A 17386-nucleotide genomic window follows, 5' to 3' on the forward strand; every position below is an offset into this window, starting at 1 on the left:
GACTTAGCGGGCATTCAGGCTTTCCTCGATGCGCTGGAGAAGCGCCATCTCCGGGTCACTTACCAGCGGCGTGGTGCGCTGGGGCAAGTTCGCCGCCAGTTTGGTTTGCACGCGCGTTAGCTCGCGCTGCTCTTCGGGGGAGATGCTTTTCCCCTGGGCCTTGAGTGCGGCGTACTGCTGCTTGGCCGTTTCTACTTCCAGGCTCTCATCGGTGGCCAGGCCAAACACGGGCGACATTAGCAATTGATTAACCAGCAGCTGCTGCGGTGAGCCAATGAAGGGTATCACTTCTACCGCCTGGCGCGCATTGCGCCGCAAGGCAAACAACTCGCCCTCCTGGGCCTGTTGCGCGGTTAGGGCGGAATGGGTCGTCGCTACTACTTGGAAATTGGGCAGCTTGGCGCTCACAAAATCGTAGAGCAAGCGCTGCCATTTCGGGTGCAGGTGCAGGTCGATTTCGTCGAGCAGCAGCAGGCCGCGGGCGTGCAGGGGGCGGCGGTGGTCCTGAAAGGTTTCGGTAATGCGGAACAAAAGGTCGCCAATCCATGCGGCCATGTTCTGGTAGCCGTCGCTGAGCTGTTCCAGCGGCATCAGCCCGTCATTAGTTTCGAACAGCACCTGCTTCTGGCGCTTGTCGATGGAATGAAACGAGATACCGGGCAGAAAGCTGTTCAGGGCCTCCCGTATTACGGTCAGCCCATTTTTGCCGCCCCGGTAGTCGAGGTCCATAATCCACGTAGCCAGCGGGTGGAGGGTCGCCCCCGCGTCAAACAGGTTGCGAATATTACCGGCCCGGCTACCGTACCGGCCGGCCTCGGCATAACCGGCCGTACTGCCCGCTTCACTGACCAACCGCCGACTGGCCCCGTACCCCACGGCAAAGTAATTGCGCTCGGCATTGTCAATGGCATCATCAATAAGTTGCAACGCTTTCTTATTGCTGGCAATCAACCGCGAAAGCGAGTCACCACGTTTGATTTTCAGGGCTAGCTCGCGCTCCTCGCCCTTCTTGGTGGTCAGGCAGGCCTCAATCGTGCAGGAGGACTTACCCAACGTAATCCAGCTGTCCGTATTACCGATGATTTCACCCAGCGCGTTGCTGCCGCAGGTAATCAGGGCAATTGCTTTCAGGAGGTTGCTTTTGCCAGTGCCGTTCTCTCCCAGCAGCAGCGTCCATTGCCGGTTCTGGGTAGGCGTCGCGCCAAAGTCCAACTCCAGTTTGGTGAGGCATTTGAAGTTGTGTAGCGTGAGCTGGCGTAGAAACATGAATAAGGCGAAAACAGGGACGATGGCAATCTAAAGCTAACCGCAAAAAAACAGGCAAGCGCGCAAGCACCCCGTCGCTGGGGTGCCCCCGCCGCCAGCTTAGGCTACGCGCCGCCAGCAGCGGGCGTTCAGCACTAGCCTCGTGCGGAGGCTAAGCAACCGGGGGCACGTTTGCCGGCTGGTAAGCGGCGGCCACGTGCTGCTGGCGTCGTCGCACGCTCTGGTCCACACTTTCGTGGGTAGTATGTCCCACGCTGATAGGCCGCAGCTGCCGGCCCAGCAGGCGGTAAAACCAGGTCATGGAATTGCGCAGCTCGTCGCCAAACCAGGGCCAGTAGAAGCCAAGAAATTTTTCATCCACGCCCAGACCCAGGGCCACCGCTTTTTCCTTCATCCAGTGCAGCGAGCAGTTGGCCAGCCCGTCGTGCTCATAGCCACCGCCCACGTTGGTGTGTACCCCGGCAAACCAGCGCTGCTCCAGCACCTGGTCGGGAGCCGGGTTTTCCCAGAGCGACGGCTGAAACGTGCGGCGCTGCTCGTCAATGGCCAGGGCATGGTACGCGTGGCGAATAATCGGACTAAGGCGGGCATCGTGAAATTGGTAGCGCCGGCGGTTGAGAAGCGTAAACAGGCTGAGCGGCAGGCCCAACGCCCCCACCGTATCCCACACGCCCACGAAGTCAATGGCAATGGTGCGGGCCTCATGCTTGGCTCGAAAGGCGGCTACCCGTTGCTGCCAGGCGGTTTGGTCAGCCTCGACGGGTGGGCGCTGGCGGTAGAGGGCATAGGCCTCCGGCACAAAGAAATCATGCGTCTTGGGTAGCAGCCCCAGGTGTTGAATAAACCCGGCCAGGCTGCGCACCGTGTAAGCTCCCCGACTGAAGCCGAAGAAGAACACCGTATCGCCCGGCGCGTAGTTATAGAGCAGAAAGCGGTAGGCCTCCCGGATGTTGCGGTCCAGCCCCGCGCCGACCCCGCCCCCCAGCCAGCGGTCAAAGCCGGGGTTATTACCTACGCCTTCGTCGTAGTAGGTAACTTGCACGGTGCCATCCGGTGCTACCGGCTGAATGGCCCGCACCATTTTCACTACGTTGGTAGGCTTACGCTTCCGTCGGTCCAGGTTCTCGGCTTTGTTCCAGGTGCCATCACACAGCACAATTAGGCGTTTGCTCATGGAGAAAGCAGGCCACCGGTAGTTGGCCGCTATTAAAGAAAGTAATCAGGATGTTCCGCTTTGAAAATCTAGACGAGACGACGCGCCGCTACATGCTTATCGAGGTAGAGCAGGCCATTGAAACCAGTCAGCTGCACCTGAGCCAGCGCTTTACGGCGCAAGGCCGGGCGCGCTACCCGGACCTGCTGCGCGAAGCCGTGCGTACCGGTAGCGAAGATAGCTTGGCTGCCGCGCTGCACCAGCAGCAGTGCTTTGCGGAGCGCGAGCCGTATGGCACGAGCACGCGCCGGGTACCTGCCAACGCGGCCCGCACCTTCGCGGAGGGAGAGTTTAATTCGTTTTACATGCGGGGCGTGTGCCACCGCGCCATCCAGGAAGGCTGCCAGGTCGAGGTGTACCGGGCAAAAGAGGGTGCCACTGCACGGCCGGCATCTAAGCTGGTCGAGGGCCAGCGACACGAGCCAAGCCGGGCGCTGCTGTTATTTCGGCATAGCCCCAGCGGCCGGCACCGGGGACCGGGTATCCCGGCGGGCTCCAATTCGGGGTTAAGCTTACGCTTATGCAGCCCAGCGCCTGGCGGGCAGTCGTAACGCACAAAGTTCGCCGCTATTTTCTAAGATAGAATATGGTGTGGGACATGCTTTTAGGATAATTTATTTCCTTGAAAATCAGTGAAGTATTCGACGCGTGCCTAGTGGAAGCACGTCTTGCCATCGTGTCAACACCCCGAATCAAACATTTGATAATTAGCACTTTGCTTAAAATTCAGGGGGCTTCTATTTTTACGCTTACCTTTGCCTGATAAAAAAGCCTGCCGACGTTCTATGAATCAATCCATTTCGCTGCCGCCTCCCTCCCCGCATCAGCCTGTTAGAGCTTCGGAAGAAACACTGGTTATTTCTGCCCAACAAATTCCTAACGCCCTGCTGGCCCGCCTGATACAAGAGGTAAAGCACGAAGCGCAGTCCACGTTGACTGCCTACAACCGGACGCACAACCGGCACAACCGTGGCCGCTAGCCCGGTACCGGGGGCGGCACTCGACACGGTACTCATCAAGGTAGCCAGCCGCTGCAACATCAATTGCAGCTACTGCTACGTGTACAACATGGGCGACGACAACTGGGCGCGGCAGTCCAAGCTCATGACTTCCGAAACGGTGGCGGCCATCTGCACGGAGCTGGGAACGCTCGCCCAGCACCAGCCCACGCCATTCAGCGTGGTACTGCACGGTGGCGAGCCCCTGCTACTCGGCCCCCGCCGCCTGCACGAGCTGCTAAGACAGCTGCGGGCCGTGCTGCCGGCCACGTACCCTATCAGCCTGCAAACGAACGGCATCCTGCTGTCGCAGCAGTTACTGGATTGCTGTGCTACGCACAACGTGAGCGTGGCCGTCAGTCTGGATGGCCCCGCTGCGGTGCACGACCGGTTCCGCCTCACGCACGGTGGCGGCGGCACCTTTACGCAGGTGATGGCCGGTATCGCCCGCCTGAAAGCGCATCCGGCGGCGGGTTTCTTACATGCTGGGCTGCTGGCAGTTATTGACCCCACCTCTGACCCCGTGGAGGTATACCAGTTTTTCAAGTCGGTAGGAGCCCCCAGCGTCGACTTTTTATACCGCGATGGCAACCATTCGAAGCTGCCGGAAGGCAAGACCAGCCTGCACTCACTGGAGTACGGCCGGTGGATGGTCGGGCTGCTCACAGCTTACGCCGCCGACCCCAATCCGTTACCCATTCGGGTGCTGGATGACATGCTGAAGGTATTGCTGGGCGGTAATGTGTCGAAAGAAGGGCTGGGCCTGACCGATTTCGGTATTTTAATTATCGACACGGACGGGACGCTCATGAAGAACGACACCCTGAAAAGCACCTACAACGGGGCTGACCGGTTTACTCAACCTAGTAATATCCGGGATACGAACTTGTTGGCTTTCCTGGAATCAGTTGAATTCGCTCATTACCGAACCATGCAACAGCCTACCAGCGCCAAGTGCCTGGCCTGCCCGGCCCTGAATGTGTGCGGTGGGGGAATGATTCTGCACCGCTACCACCCCGACAACGGGTTCGATAACCCTTCCGTTTACTGCGCCGACCAGCTGCATCTGGTAGCGGCCATGCGCCGTATGCTCGGCGCTTATTCCCCGGACTATGCCCTCAGCCAATCTGCTTGATTTTTCCGCCCGCCGGTTTGAAACCCAGCCGTTTCCGCACTTTTGCGCGTCCGCAGTGCTGGCCCCGGCGCTGGAGCGCGGCCTTTACGAATGGCTGGAAGATGCGGCCACTTGGGAGCTTACTACCACTGATTTCTACGAGCAATACGAGTTCAGTCTGCTGCATATCGAACTGCCGGCGCACTTGCGTTGCTTAGTGGAAGGCGAGATGCCTCGCTTGGCCATTGCGGAATTGGAAAGCGCCTTTCACACCAGCGACCTGGAGCTGGTGGGCGTGACGATTCACAAGTTAACCGACGGCCAGCGCATCGGGGTGCACAACGACTTCATCGGCCCGGCCGAGAGCCACCGCCTGATTATTCAGGTAAACCAGGACTGGACGGAAGCCAACGGAGGCTACCTGCTGTTATTTAATTCGGCCAATGCCGAGGACGTTAGCCAGCTCGTGTTGCCAGTGAGTAATTCGGCATTTGCTTTTGCTATCTCCCCAAACTCACACCATGCCGTATCCACGGTCTACGCCTTCCGCCGCTACACGTTGGTTTACACCTTCGCGTCAGCTGCCGTTTAGTTTCCATGATGGTTTCCTCCCCCGCGTTTGCCCACGCGTATTTACAGGCCCCCTTTTCTATTTTCGATAAGGCAACAGTCGCCACTCTGGCCCAAATCGGCTGGCAGCAGCTAGCGGCCGGGCGGCAAATTGACGTAGCGCATTACAGCATTGCCAACTGCCTGGGTATTCAGCAAGTGGCGCCAACTCCGCCTAAGCAATCTACCTTAATGATAGATGGCACTTTGCTGCTGGAAGAGCCGGATTTCGAATACCTGCAAGCGTTTTATGACGAGCACGGGCTTGAGCCGCTACCCGTCGCGGAGTTGCTTACTAGTCAGGCCCCGGCCAAACTGCGGCGGGCGCTGGCTATGCTGGCCGAGGTAGCGCCCGCCCACGCCTGCGTACTCGCGCTAGCCCATTCGGTGCAGGTATTGCGTCAGCCCGACCCCGAAATCGACGTCAGCTACAGCCATCCGGCGGTGCCGTTTTCAGTTTTCGTCACGGTCTGCGAACAGGATTCCGAATTAGCGGCCCTGCGCGTAGCCGAGGCCTTGCTCCACGAAACCATGCACCTGCATCTGACCCTGCTCGAAAGCGTTGTGGACCTCGTGCAACCCGGCAGCTTAGCCGTGTACTATTCGCCCTGGCGCGATGAAGACCGCCCGGTGCGGGGGGTACTGCACGGGTTATTCGTATTTCGGGCCGTGCAGGCTTTTTACCAGGCACTCATTGCCCAAGCTGGCTGCACAGGCGAGGCGACAAATTTTGCGTCGGAGCGCCTCTTGTCTATCGTACAGGAGATGCAGCTGGTGGCTGATTTTACGCAGGCTGATGGACTAACGGCCGCCGGCCGGCAGTTGGCCGCTAACTTACTGGAATACCACGTTGAAGCAAGTAATCCGAGAAGTTACGCAGGTAGTCAATAGCCACTGCTGAAAACGGCGCAGTGGGTTGCTGACACTGAATCAGGAACCGTTGCGAGCGCAGAAACTTGGCATCTGTCGGATTATCATTAACGTATATTTCCCCAAGATGTATATCAATGATATTTAGCAACTCTTGCCGTTTGTCATTCAACTCCGGTCGATTGAGCTTACAAATTTCAATCGTCTTTTTACCAAATTCGGTAACCCCCTGAATCAGGTTTTTATCGAATTTTATGTGGACGCGCGGGTCCATGGTCCCTCCCGGGTCCAGGATGTAGGGTGCTTCCTCCGTGATATTATTGTGATGCGATTTCGCCCTGGTGTTTTCGTCAACTAAGGGGAATAAACTGGATTTTACTGTGTTGCAGCGGCAACAGATAAAATACAGATTGCTCCATTCGTAGGCCAGCCAGTAGTAACCGGGTTTAGCGGACGAGCGCTCGCTACGCAGTAATTTATACCCGCCCTTGGGGCGATAATGCTCAACTGCTCCCGCCTCATCTATCTGTTCCTTTTCGCAGTAGCAGCATTTACCGTGTTGCGCCTTTCTTAAGACCTTTTTTATGGTCGGGCTGCCATACAAGGCTTTCTTAATCAGAAAAACTACTTTCCCCGTGAGATATGCTTGCGCGTCAGCATCGTAAGAATTTTGATTGAGCAGCTTCTCTTGCTGGCCAACTTGCGCTAGGTGACGGGGTATAGTGGTTGGTTTAATAACCCTAATCATCCTTCCAGAATTATTTGTTTCTCATTTTTTGAACCAGTTCAGCTAACTGTCTTCGATTAGTTACTTCTTCAATATTTTCACTGGTTGGCGGTTGCACTAATTGCGCATTGATAGCTTTTAGACGGCGTTTATCTAGGTCAGTTAATCGTTTTTTAGCCACGAGCGCATCCCGGTCGCTGAGCAGCTTATCAAACGCCGTCCCCCGAGCCGACTTAAGGTCGAAGAAGTCACTGGTTAGTATCTGGTCTACCCGCCAGCCATCAATGCCCTCCGGGCGATTCGTAATGCTGACGCTGCCGAGTGCTTTATCGTAATGTAGGACGGCATAATTCAAATCGAAAGCGGCCTGCACCATCAGGGGGCTGTGCGCCGTAGCGATGAATTGAACATTGGGGAAGTGGAGAGACAAATTAGCCATTATCTGCTGCTGCCACTTAGGGTGCAAGTGCAAATCTATTTCATCAATCAGCACGATAGCCGGCTCTTCCAACGGCTTATCGCTTGTAAGGTGGTGCTTACTGAATAGACGCCACGCCAGGTCGACAACCCAGGAGGTAACGGTCTTGTAGCCGAGGCTAAAGTCATTGAAAGGAATTTTTTGGCCGTGCCTGGTAGTGATTACGAGTCCGCCGGTTGAATACTGAGAAAATACTGTTGGAGGGTTAATTTCAATATGCTGAATTTGCTCAAAATCCGGTAGCAGCGTCACCAGCATTTGCTTGATGCGCTTAATGAAGGACCGGTATTTTTGCCTTTCTTCTGTTTTCTTAGAGCCCAATGCAGCGTATTGCAGCGTGTGCAAAATTTCTTCCGCATCATAAAGCTCCGTCTTCTCCCGAATGAAATTCGGAATCGTATCCAGTAATTTAGGATTATTTAAATTCAACTTACCTAATTGTCGGGATGCGCTGTAGCCGTAGACCGTTACATCCTCTTTGTAAAAAATCCCTTGCGCATCCGCGTCTAATGTTGGGTCGACTCTTTTTAGCTTACCCAAATTATCAATACCAATAATTATCTCGGTTTTGCACTCGCTGGTACGGGTAGTAGATTTTTTATTCAGTGATTGATTAGCTACAAAGAGTGCATTAGCCACTGCTTCCTGGCTTCCATTTTGGTCTTTATGCACTAACCGCTCTAATACTTCATTCTCCTCATCGTTAATTACGGGTGCCGGGTCCAGATTATTAGTATCGTTGGCATCATACGGCAATTGTGGCTTCATCCAGGCAATAAATTGGAGTAGGTTGGATTTACCTATACCGTTATCACCAAGTATCAATGTCCAACGTGAAATAGTATCGTCTGCTTTTAAGAATTTTAATTCTACTTCTTCGACGAAGGTTTCTATATTAGTTAGCTTAATGCTTTTTACATAAATAGGACTCGTTTTCATAAGACAGATAGTTATAGTCGTGAGCTAACTTTTAGTATTTCTCAAATACGGGCCGCAACGTAACGCTGGTTTAGCATCCGCTACATACTCTACAGGTTGCCGGATGAACAAGATGTACGCCCTAACCTGCCATATTATTAGCGCAACGAACAGTTCAGCGCTTTTACTTACTAAATCTAGTTGCGAAATATAGGCATTCTGTTCGGTAGGAATAGGCTAGGTATAGGGTTTCTGACTTCCCTTTACCGTCCCGACCATGTGCGAACAGACCGTGGCAATGTACTGCTTGCTGGACAATATCATTCGTTTCAGCCGCCCGGCGGACACTTCGCCCGTCGCTGGCAGTCGGCGCCTGACCGATGGGCAGGTGCTAACAACGCCCTTGGTGGTCACGCGCTTTTTCGGTGGTAACCCAGTGATAGCCAAACTTTCTATTATTCAACTCACAATCTTTTCTCTTTACCGGGGAATCACTCCGTTTTTATGGGGCCAATTAGGTATTGAAAAACCAGAACGCGCGCGGCGGCTGGTTTGGGCTCAGCAAGGATGAGCTAGGGGCCAGCTACAGCGCCGTAGAGGTGATGGGCGACGAGAAGCTCCGTCTCATTGCCCGCGAGCTGGTCGATATCGTTCGCAAGAATACCAGAATCGACTGGACGCTCAAGCAGAGCGTGCAGGCCAACCTGCGCCACCTGGTCAAGCGCATCCTCAACAAGTACGGCTCCCCCGACTTGCAAGCGCGCCGTGGATACGGTGCTGGAGCAGGCGCGCCGCCTGGCCAGCACCTGACGAGACATGGTAGTCGGGCGAGGCCGCTTACCCATTTGCTATCTTAGTCGGGTCTGAGCAAGGCTGTTGCAACTGTGAACTAAGCCAATTACCAGCTGAACCCCCTCCCGTATCGCTTGGTTATCTACCAACAGCAGCGTACTTTAGTACGTACAACTGGCCAATCCGAAGTCGCAAGTACTTCGCGAGCCCTCGCCCATCGCCATGAATCAAGAACCTAAGTCCGACTACGAAGCAGCCAAAGAACTGCGCGAAGCCCAGCTTAAGTACGCGGCCGTGAGCATCGGGCGGCGCCACGAGTATGCCCAGCAGGTAACGGGCATGAGCACAGCAGAACGCGTAGCCTCTTTGACTACCAATCGGCTGATTGCCAAATGCCTGAACAAGTAATTCTAGAAGATGCCCGCATTGACTTCTGCGACTGGAGCGTGGCTGGCGATAGCCTGCGCTATGATATCAGCCACCTGCACCCCGATTGGGGCTTCTTGGTACAGTCATACCGCGTAGATACCCAGGATTTTGATGGTCGCTACATTTATACCAGCGAGTTTATCCTCTTCAAAAAGGGAGAAGCGATTCCCAGCAATTTCTCCTCTTATCCACGTGAGGACAAACCAACCCTGTAACCCGACAAAGCGCATGCGGTGCTGCGCCTGCTTGGCCAGGAATTAGCTTCTGCCGGGCGAAGCCGTGCAACCCGTATTTGCTAGGATATCTGCCAACAATAGTCAATCGCGCACCCTAGCCACCCTGTGCGATACCTTGCTACCCCAATTGCTGAGTGGCCGCCTCACGGCACGGCGGGCCGAAGAACTGGTGGCCTAAAGCTGGCTGGCCGCAAGGCTAGTCACTGATTTTAAATAGTATGAAGTATACCTCCTCCGACGACGAAGCAGAAGTACTACCCAATCTGCTGGGCTCATCATCGTTGGTGGAGGTGCAGGATGCGGAAACAGAAGGGTTCTTAGTCGCTGAGCAGCAATTGCTGGATGAGCTGCGCGAGCAGGAGGTATTTACCGCCGCCTACATTCGGGCTATTCACCAGCGAGCCCTCGGGCAAGTGTATAGCTTCGCAGGTCGCTACCGTAGCGTCAATCTTTCGAAGGGTGGGTTTACTTTCCCGGCGGCTCAACACCTGGCGCAGAGCATGGCGCAGTTTGAGCAGGAATTCTTGCTGCCATTACCGCACACCTGGCCCGACACGGCCGCGCTGGTACGTGATGTTGCCCGAGTCCACGCGGAGCTGCTCTTCATTCATCCTTTTCGGGAGGGCAACGGCCGCACTGCCCGGGTACTGGCCAACCTGATGGCTTACAAAAATGGCTCGACCAGCTTCCAATGGGAATTACTGGCCGAGCCGGAATTATTTGCCTTCTATGTGCGAGCCGTGCAGGCCGCCGGGCGGCTCCACTACGGGCCGATGGAAGAGGTTATCGCCCGCGTGCTGCCCCAGGGGCCTTAGCGGCACCAGTCGCAACGCGGCGGAGCCGGGATTCGTCGGGTCGAATCCCTTCTACGCGGGCCGAGCCAATGGCATTACGCACCAGCATTTGCTGGCGCTCCGCCCCCTCCCGCAGGTGGGGATAACGGTCTACGATTCGTTTGCCGAAGGTTTCCATAAGAAGTGAGCGCTTTACTATTTTTCAACAAGGTAAGCTAAATAATCATTCCGGCGCTGTCGCCCGCGTGCTCCCCCTCCCCCATGACCGAGGATGATATCGAACAGTTTGCGCTGGATTGCTTGCAGGAGCAGCGCTACCAGCTAGCCTACGGCCCCACCCTAGGGCCGCCCGACAGCCCGCACGGCGGCGACGAGCGCCTGCACTACGACGACGTGATACTGGCCGGCCAGCTGGGCACCTTCCTCGACCGGCACCACCGGCACCTGCCCGCCGAGGCCCGCCGCGATGCCCTGCGCCAGGTGCTGCGCGTGGGCGAGGGCCTGGCGCCCCTGGCCGCCAACGAGGCCTTTCACCAGCTGCTGACCGAAGGCGTGCCGGTTGAGTTTCGGGACCCGGCCAGCGGGGAGCTGCGCGGCGACCGGGTGTGGCTGGTAAACTGGCAGCAGCCGGAACAAAATCAGTTTCTGGCCGTCAACCAGTTGACCATCGTCGAAGACGGCCAGCACAAGCGGCCCGATATCGTGCTCTTCGTGAACGGGCTGCCGCTAGTGGTGCTGGAACTCAAGAACGCCACCAATACCAAGGCTACCTGCAAGCAGGCTTTTCAGCAGCTGCAAAATTACCAAAAGGCTATTCCTCAGCTGTTTGTGTACAACGCCCTGCTGGTGGCGTCGGATGGCTTGGAGGCCAAGGCGGGCACAGTGTCGGCCGACTGGTCACGCTTTTCCGCCTGGAAAGCCAAGGACGCGCACGGGTTGGCCCCCGCCAATGAGACGCAGCTGGAAACGCTGTGCGCCTGCCTGCTGCGGCCCGCACACCTGCTCGACGTGCTGCGGCACTTCCTGGTATTTGAGCACGCCCGCGAGGGCACGGTAAAAAAGCTGGCCGCCTAACCACCAGTTTTTTGCCGTGCGCAAGGCCGTGGCGGCTACCGCGCTGGCGGCCAGCGTGCGCGGCGACAAGCGCGCGGGCGTGGTATGGCACACCTGTACGCTTCCCCAAATCGGAAGCAAGCTTTGAGCAGATAAAGACGTAATTTGCCAGCCCCGGTATCGTCGGCCAGCAAAAATTGGATTGTGAACAGCGGGTTTACGAGGCTGCAATTGACCGCAAAAAGTGAGCCGAAGGGACGAGTTGGGTGAATGCGCTCAGCCTCGGAAAACAGCATGAAGTGCACAGGGTCGCCGCTAAAATCGAAGGTTCCTTCCTCCGTAATGACGCGCAGGCGCTATGCGTCGTCCTTGCTGCTGGCCCGCTGGGCATTGATGCCAGTGTAGTTCAAGGCCACTATAGCGGCCAGCCGCTGCACCTTGAACACTACCGTCTTGGTGGGAGGGGTCGGCCACATTCTGACTTGGTTGAAGTAGCATAGCGAAAAAGGAGCGAACTGAAGGCAGTCAGAAGGTATCAGCAACTGTAATTGCTGCTCAGACCAAGTTTTGCCGACAGGTGGGCAGCGCTACTGCATATGCAACAACACTTGCTGCCAGCGGCCATCTGCCATTTAGTGCTACGGATTGGCTTACTACGTCACCCACTAATGCGGCTATAGCCTGGCAACTAATTTTGCCAAATGCTGAAATCGAACAGAAGTGCCTTGCCAATCATACTGGAGCGCTTGAATACCCCAGTGCGCTAGCTGCTGTTGCACCGAAACGGGTAGCTTTTCGGGTAGCACCAGTATGCGCTTCACCTCAGGCAGGGGCGCGCTGTAAAGTAGTAGCTGCCCAAGGCCAGTACATAAGGTTTGGGTGGTGAGCATCGATTTGACTTCAAACAAGGCCCGGGCCCCGCCTTCATCGAGCAGCAGCAAATCTCGGTGCACATCGCTGCTGGTAAGCCAGCCTCGCGGGGCAACCAGCTTTTTTAGCTGCTTCTCCAATTCATTTACCACCACTGCATGCGTGAAGTCAACCTTATTGGTACCGCTGCGGGCACTGCTGCCAAGCCTTTCCGGCTGAAAAATCTGGCTGTCAAACTTTAATAGCGACGGCGCTATTCCGCTCAAGCCCGGATGAGTGGTGGTCTGCTTGAGACGCTGCACATTCGTCACAAATGCCGCCAGTTGCTTTCCAAAAAGGGGCGATTCTACTTGAGCTACCACAAAACAGGGCGTTTGGGTGCCGTCTTCTTCACACAACACGGCACGCTCACCCGCGTAGGCCTCCAGCATCAGTTGCAGGCCAATACCTTCCCGGCCGCCCCCAATGTGGCCCCGATGCACCACTACCGGCTGGCCGGCCGCGTCCGTGGTAAATGCTGCCCCTACACGGCGTGGCGTGGCGTGGTACTCCTGGAAATTTACTTGCACCACCATGACCGGCGTTTTATCCACGCCAAACGCATTCCATCTTAGCGAACCCGGACTGGCCCATATGCCTAGTGAGGGCGAGTAAAGTGCGTGGTCGGCAGCTTCGCCACTGCGGGAGCGCAAGGGGAAGTTTTCTAGTAGCGTTGAAAAAAGCTGGCCGTCCGTTACTAGCTCCCGAAACCGCTGATACAGCTTTTCGACCTTACCGGGACTGTAGACTAAGTGTAGGATGGTACTGTCCATTGGGCAATGCAACGAGTTTTGCGCTTATCATAGAAAGTGAAAGTTTTGCACCTCCCTCACCCGGCACAGGTACCTAGTTCGGCGGTGCCATTTACGCCTGCGTCGCACTAAGCAGGCTTTCTACCCAGGCCTTGAAGCGAGGACATTTTTCTAGCAGCCGGTCCATGCCGATTAGCTCGGCGACATCCACAGCATCGGCCCCTTTGCGATACGCCTGCCGGTGCGCCCGGTATATAGCCGCTAGCCGCTTTGATGGGGCCAACTCGGGCCGCGAATTGATTTCCTCGGGGGCCGAGTACGCGTCGATTACGGCCGCCACATCCGCCAGGATACCGGGCGCGTGCAAGGCATGTCCCGCTGCATCAGCAAACAAGAGCGCTTCAAACTCGTGGACCTGCACGTAGGGCACGAAATACCGGTAAGGCCTGATGGCCTGCACCGCATCAAACAGCGCCTGCTCCAAGCAGTTGGCCTGCTGGCTGGCCGTAGCCAACGCACTGCAGGCCGCGAATGCCGCCTGCTTGCGCGGAAAGCGAAAAAAGTCGAGCAGCGACGTGATAACCGGCTCGCCCCGCTGGTACAGCACAGGCTCAATCGTGTTCAGAAAGTGCTGCGTGTTGCTGTGGCCGTGCCCGCCCCCACTCACAAAGACCAGAATGGCTTGGATGTGGCCCGTAAGCCCCCGAGCGTACAAATAGGGCACCAGCAGCCGCTTCACGAATTCTTCTTCCGTTTCCCCCTCCACAATGATGTACAGGTCCCTCATGGTCGCCCGCCCACTACGTTCTTTTGCCAGAGCTCTCCCAAGCTATACTTCTCCAGCCAACGGGCAAGCTCGGCTTTATTCAGCCGGCGAAAAACGGACTGCCGGGGCGGGGCGGGTCCCCCTTCCCGCTGGGCAAGCGGTAGTAGCCTTTCCTGCTCCACCACCACTACGTCTTCCGGCTCAAAGTAATTGAGCAGCTCTACTGATTGGGTGGAGATGATAATTTGACTATGGGCCCCTACCTTCTGCAGCAGCGCAGCCAGCTTACCAATGGCAGACGGATGCAAGCCCAGCTCTGGCTCATCAATCAGGATAGTAGGCGGTGGATTGGGCTGTAGCAGCAGCGTGGCCAGCGCCATGAAGCGCAACGTGCCATCGGAAAGCTGCGCCGCAAAAAAGTTTTGTTCGCTGTCATCAACGGACTTCCACACCAGTTGAATGAAATCCGGGTTGTTGGGGGACGGATGCAGGTTAAAGCCCTGAAAAAAGGGGGCCACGGAATGCACTGCTTTCTCAATCTGCCGGAAGCTATTGGCGTGCTGATTCTGCAGAAAGAACAGAAAAGCCGCGAGGTTGCGGCCATCCTCGTAAAGCCGCTCCACGTCTTCTATGCGACTTGGGCCTTTGATAAGCGCCTTGGGGCCAGTATCGTGAAAGTGGTAAATCTTGAAGCTTTGTAAGAAGCGCTTCAAATGAGCTGCCCGGTGGCTGTGGTTGTTTTTGATACTACTCTCGCGGCCCGCCTGCGTCCAGTAATTGATGTGCCACTTATCGTAGCCCTTGTCCTGGTCGCCAATGCCATTAAACGAATCCCATTCTTCTTCCAGTACGGCCTCGGAGGTAGCATCGGAAGTAAGTTGAAACGCATACGCGTTGGTATTATTAAAATCAACCAACCCGGAAAGCCGCTCGGTGTGCTTGGCACCAAAAAAGAGTAGGGCGTTCATGTAGCCATTGTCGGCCACGTACTTTTTGAGCCGCTGCTCATAAAGTTGGTTCAGCAGCTTGAAGAAAGAAATGAAGTTGCTTTTGCCTACTCCATTGGGACCGATAAGGATGTTAAGCGGCCGCAAAGACAAGTCCAACTCACGAATGGACTTAAATCCCCTAATCTGGATGCGCTCAATCATGCTGCAAATTACGAAAAAGCCTTTGGCTCCTACTTAAAACCAGAATGCGCCGGGAACTACTTCGCAACCAGCCTACTTGACGCAGCACTTTTGCAAGGCAAATATCTACACCTGCCTCCTGATTGAACCAAGCTACCTTAGCGAAAAAGCAGGTGATAACAACAGCTAGCCCTCAAGTTGAGCTACTTGTTGTTCCAGGTCCGCAATCGTAGCCTGCGTCCGGGCAATGGCTTCCAGGCGAGTCTGCTAATTATATAACTCACTGGCTTTTACAAACGTCAACGTACCCCGGACATCTTCTGAGCAGCTTAGCCGCTGACGCTTGCCTTTCACGCCCACCTCAGCTTTAGTGGGCTTAGCAGGCTTTGACGCGAGCGTTAGCTTCGTCTTTAGGATAGGTGGGCAGTGGGTTGTCGAAAGATGAGGTAGTCTAAGATTGGGGACAGCGAAAGACGTGTGCTTCTTGGCCATGAGCACAGAAAACAATAGAAAGATGCCGGATTATAAGCGCAGTCTCGCTCAGCCAGATTCTTACAACAAGTAGCTGCTTGACGATGCCCAAATTGCCTGACTCATCTAGTGGCAAAGGGTACGACTGAGGACTGTCAAAGTAGTTTTCTCCATTATCATTATAAGTGAGGCGTGTACTTAGCTTTTCTGAGCGCTAAGTAAGACTAAGCGCTAGCCTTGCGTAATTTTGCAATCCGCAATCCGTGGATTATGGATTGCGGATTATAAAATATGCGCAAGTTTAATGGACTACGCCCACAAGACATCGTGCTGCTATTAAAGGTGCTAGCTAACTGGCCGCAACAACGGTGGCAAGGAAAAGACTTGGCCTATGCACTAGAGCTTAGTACGTCTGAGATTTCCGACTCCTTAGCTCGGTGTCGGTTCAGCCGTTTGTTGGCCGCCGACCCACAGCGCTTAGATGTGCATCGTCAAGGGTTACTTGAACTACTTCTGTATGGCCTGCCTTATATATTTGCCGTACATCCAGGTCCGCTCGCTCGGGGTATGGTCACGGGAGCGAGTGCTCCTCCTCTCAGTCAAACTTTCGGGGTCGAGCCCGCTTACGTGTGGCCCACTGCCGAGGGAGAAATGTGGGGGGCCGCTATCGACCCGCTGTACGCTGGGGTACCTGCCGCCGCCCGGCGCGACGTACGGTTGCACGATTTACTGGCTTTAGTAGACGCGCTACGCTTAGGTCGCCCACGTGAACGAATCGCCGCGAGTAAGTTATTGACTGAATACATTCATTCTCCTACTGTCCGCCATGCCCACTGAGTCACGTAACCTGCCTCGCCTGATGGCAGTAGCGCATGCTTTGGGGCCGTTGCGCGACCAAGTAGTATTCGTTGGGGGCGCAACAGTTAATCTGTATAGCACCGCTACCGGTCCTACCCCCGAGCCGCGCACGACGGACGATGTGGATTGTATTGTAGAAGTTGCCCCACTGAGCGCTTTCCACCGCTTAGAAGAAGAACTACGGCTACTAGGGTTTACAAATGATACGGAGGCTAAGTTTATTGGCCGTTGGAAGGCTCCCAATGGGCTCACCGTAGACATTATCCCTACTCAACCAATTCTGGGGTTTAGTAATGAGTGGTATCCAGCTGGCTTTGTCCACGCAGTGCCTTATAGGCTACCGGATGCCACAACCATTCGTATTCTTAGCTCACCCTATTTCCTAGCCACAAAGCTCGTAGCCTTGCGCAACCGAGGCTGGCAAGACTTATGGATAAGTCAAGACTTAGAGGACATCGTCCATGTGGTGGATAATCGTCCGGCCCTGATGCAAGAAGTAGCTGATGCAGAGCTATCTGTGCGCACTTACATTAGCCAACAACTGACCGAATTATTTGGCCGCCCCGAATTGCTGGACGTAGTGGAAGGAGTACTACCACCAGGTTCAGGCTATGAGCGCAAATATGAAGTGGGACGCCGACTTCGGCAACTGATTAATAGTTCGATTTGAATACGCGATGGCTGTAATCTATTCGGACTGGAAACCCATCATCTTTTTAACCTGCTTCCACTCGGTGACAATTTATGCCCAAGTACATCAAATGCTAGTGGAACTTATTCAATACCAAGCCGACGAGCTTCATCCCTAATAAGGAGACGTACTAAAGCAGAGAAGCCCAATCCACGCTCTTTAGCTACCTTCTCAGCAAGCTGTTTTTCTTCCGCAGTGACTTCTAATCCCACTTGCTTCTTGCCAGTGCGCGCTGTCTTCTCTTTTTTCATGGGGTAAAGATAAAATCCTTCCCTAACCAGTATCAATAACTTTTGGGTATTTTGGTGTAAA

20 protein-coding genes are annotated in these 17386 nt (G+C 55.3%); 12 read left to right on the forward strand and 8 right to left on the reverse strand.

Going from position 1 to position 17386, the window contains the following annotated elements; all coding sequences use genetic code 11:
- Window positions 1-3: 3 nt before the first annotated feature.
- Together E4631_RS19660 and E4631_RS19665 are read right to left on the reverse strand one after the other, a co-directional pair.
- Window positions 4-1266, reverse strand: a complete 1263-nt coding sequence (locus E4631_RS19660; RefSeq protein ID WP_133658931.1) for an AAA family ATPase — start codon at window positions 1264-1266, stop codon at window positions 4-6.
- 151 nt (window positions 1267-1417) lie between these two features.
- A complete protein-coding gene (locus E4631_RS19665; RefSeq protein ID WP_133658930.1) occupies window positions 1418-2440 on the reverse strand; it encodes a DUF2235 domain-containing protein in 1023 nt (340 codons plus the stop codon).
- A gap of 50 nt (window positions 2441-2490) precedes the next feature.
- Between E4631_RS19665 and E4631_RS19670 the strand changes: the two genes are divergently transcribed.
- The 5 genes from E4631_RS19670 (at window position 2491) to E4631_RS19690 (ending at window position 6091) form a co-directional block, all read left to right on the forward strand.
- On the forward strand, window positions 2491-3030 hold the full coding sequence (locus E4631_RS19670; protein WP_133658929.1) for a hypothetical protein: 540 nt from the start codon (window positions 2491-2493) through the stop codon (window positions 3028-3030).
- Window positions 3031-3264: 234 nt separating this feature from the next.
- Window positions 3265-3459 (forward strand): YhhA family cyclophane-containing RiPP, encoded by a 195-nt coding sequence (gene yhhA, locus E4631_RS19675; RefSeq protein WP_166648193.1) that lies wholly within the window; start codon window positions 3265-3267, stop codon window positions 3457-3459.
- Window positions 3449-4612 (forward strand): cyclophane-forming radical SAM/SPASM peptide maturase YhhB, encoded by a 1164-nt coding sequence (gene yhhB, locus E4631_RS19680; RefSeq protein WP_133658928.1) that lies wholly within the window; start codon window positions 3449-3451, stop codon window positions 4610-4612. The genes yhhA and yhhB overlap by 11 nt, the downstream gene beginning before the upstream one ends.
- Complete coding sequence (yhhC, locus tag E4631_RS19685; protein ID WP_133658927.1) at window positions 4590-5183, forward strand: cyclophane-containing peptide 2OG-Fe(II) oxygenase YhhC; 594 nt, start codon at window positions 4590-4592, stop codon at window positions 5181-5183. The genes yhhB and yhhC overlap by 23 nt, the downstream gene beginning before the upstream one ends.
- 5 nt (window positions 5184-5188) lie before the next feature.
- A complete protein-coding gene (locus tag E4631_RS19690; RefSeq protein WP_133658926.1) occupies window positions 5189-6091 on the forward strand; it encodes an HEXXH motif-containing putative peptide modification protein in 903 nt (300 codons plus the stop codon).
- Here the strand turns inward: E4631_RS19690 and E4631_RS19695 are convergent.
- Window positions 6030-6818: a hypothetical protein gene (locus E4631_RS19695; RefSeq protein WP_133658925.1), complete on the reverse strand. Its 789-nt coding sequence runs from the start codon at window positions 6816-6818 to the stop codon at window positions 6030-6032. The genes E4631_RS19690 and E4631_RS19695 overlap by 62 nt on opposite strands.
- Before the next feature lie 10 nt (window positions 6819-6828).
- Complete coding sequence (locus tag E4631_RS19700) at window positions 6829-8214, reverse strand: AAA family ATPase (protein WP_133658924.1); 1386 nt, start codon at window positions 8212-8214, stop codon at window positions 6829-6831.
- Between the two features lie 256 nt (window positions 8215-8470).
- Between E4631_RS19700 and E4631_RS26010 the strand changes: the two genes are divergently transcribed.
- The 6 genes from E4631_RS26010 (at window position 8471) to E4631_RS19730 (ending at window position 11518) form a co-directional block, all read left to right on the forward strand.
- Window positions 8471-8764 (forward strand): hypothetical protein, encoded by a 294-nt coding sequence (locus E4631_RS26010; RefSeq protein ID WP_133658923.1) that lies wholly within the window; start codon window positions 8471-8473, stop codon window positions 8762-8764.
- The gene (locus E4631_RS19705; protein WP_205704275.1) at window positions 8715-9050 is read left to right on the forward strand and encodes a type I restriction enzyme endonuclease domain-containing protein; all 336 of its coding nucleotides are present in this window, start codon (window positions 8715-8717) and stop codon (window positions 9048-9050) included. The genes E4631_RS26010 and E4631_RS19705 overlap by 50 nt, the downstream gene beginning before the upstream one ends.
- Before the next feature lie 157 nt (window positions 9051-9207).
- Window positions 9208-9393, forward strand: coding sequence for a hypothetical protein (locus E4631_RS19710; RefSeq protein ID WP_133658922.1), 186 nt, complete (start codon window positions 9208-9210; stop codon window positions 9391-9393).
- Complete coding sequence (locus E4631_RS19715; RefSeq protein ID WP_133658921.1) at window positions 9378-9629, forward strand: hypothetical protein; 252 nt, start codon at window positions 9378-9380, stop codon at window positions 9627-9629. Before E4631_RS19710 ends, E4631_RS19715 begins: the two co-directional genes overlap by 16 nt.
- Window positions 9630-9868: 239 nt before the next feature.
- Window positions 9869-10465 carry a Fic family protein gene (locus E4631_RS19725; RefSeq protein WP_133658920.1) on the forward strand — a complete coding sequence of 199 codons (597 nt, stop codon included), beginning with the start codon at window positions 9869-9871 and terminating at the stop codon, window positions 10463-10465.
- Window positions 10466-10705: 240 nt separating this feature from the next.
- Window positions 10706-11518, forward strand: coding sequence for a type I restriction endonuclease (locus E4631_RS19730; protein WP_133658919.1), 813 nt, complete (start codon window positions 10706-10708; stop codon window positions 11516-11518).
- A gap of 653 nt (window positions 11519-12171) precedes the next feature.
- On the opposite strand, the gene E4631_RS19735 is transcribed toward E4631_RS19730, so the two are convergent.
- From E4631_RS19735 to E4631_RS19745, 3 genes are all read right to left on the reverse strand, one after another.
- Window positions 12172-12960, reverse strand: coding sequence for a hypothetical protein (locus E4631_RS19735; protein WP_166648192.1), 789 nt, complete (start codon window positions 12958-12960; stop codon window positions 12172-12174).
- Window positions 12961-13270: 310 nt separating this feature from the next.
- Window positions 13271-13945 carry a DUF4276 family protein gene (locus E4631_RS19740; RefSeq protein WP_133658917.1) on the reverse strand — a complete coding sequence of 225 codons (675 nt, stop codon included), beginning with the start codon at window positions 13943-13945 and terminating at the stop codon, window positions 13271-13273.
- Window positions 13942-15075 carry an AAA family ATPase gene (locus E4631_RS19745; protein WP_133658916.1) on the reverse strand — a complete coding sequence of 378 codons (1134 nt, stop codon included), beginning with the start codon at window positions 15073-15075 and terminating at the stop codon, window positions 13942-13944. Before E4631_RS19745 ends, E4631_RS19740 begins: the two co-directional genes overlap by 4 nt.
- Window positions 15076-16351: 1276 nt before the next feature.
- Here E4631_RS19745 and E4631_RS19750 point away from each other — a divergent pair.
- Window positions 16352-17053, forward strand: a complete 702-nt coding sequence (locus tag E4631_RS19750) for a nucleotidyl transferase AbiEii/AbiGii toxin family protein (RefSeq protein WP_133658915.1) — start codon at window positions 16352-16354, stop codon at window positions 17051-17053.
- 104 nt (window positions 17054-17157) lie between these two features.
- On the opposite strand, the gene E4631_RS26015 is transcribed toward E4631_RS19750, so the two are convergent.
- Window positions 17158-17325, reverse strand: a complete 168-nt coding sequence (locus tag E4631_RS26015; RefSeq protein ID WP_166648191.1) for a hypothetical protein — start codon at window positions 17323-17325, stop codon at window positions 17158-17160.
- Between the last annotated feature and the right edge of the window lie 61 nt (window positions 17326-17386).

This window comes from Hymenobacter sp. UV11, assembly GCF_004684095.1.
Taxonomy (GTDB): Bacteria; Bacteroidota; Bacteroidia; order Cytophagales; family Hymenobacteraceae; genus Hymenobacter.